A 329-nucleotide genomic window follows, 5' to 3' on the forward strand; every position below is an offset into this window, starting at 1 on the left:
AACGCTACCGCGTTCAGTACAAAGTTCGGTAGCGGCCTTGAAACAAAGACGCAATAGGTAAGGTATGAAGGCGTATGAACACAGCGCTTCGTTTTCGAAGCTAAAAACGATAACTGAGCGCATCAGCAAAAACCTGACGACACTGGAATACCTTCATACGCTCGACATGTTTTTGTGGCATGCACTTGATCCGATACACGCCGAATGCCCCGGCCTTTTCCAGAATTACGTGGCTAAGGTCGTGGCACGCCAAACCCGAAAGGCAAGCAGGCGTTTCACCTCTGACGATCGTACAAAGCTCCCAATTCATCTGTTCAACTGCGTGACGG

General features: G+C 49.8%; 1 protein-coding gene. It reads right to left on the reverse strand.

What is annotated here, in order from left to right:
* Positions 1 to 100 precede the first annotated feature (100 nt).
* On the reverse strand, positions 101 to 329 hold a 229-nt coding region (locus tag AC1RPW_RS08270), incomplete at its 5' end, for a hypothetical protein (protein WP_481769485.1).

Source organism: Dellaglioa sp. CoH-55-MRSF-8, assembly GCF_056782195.1.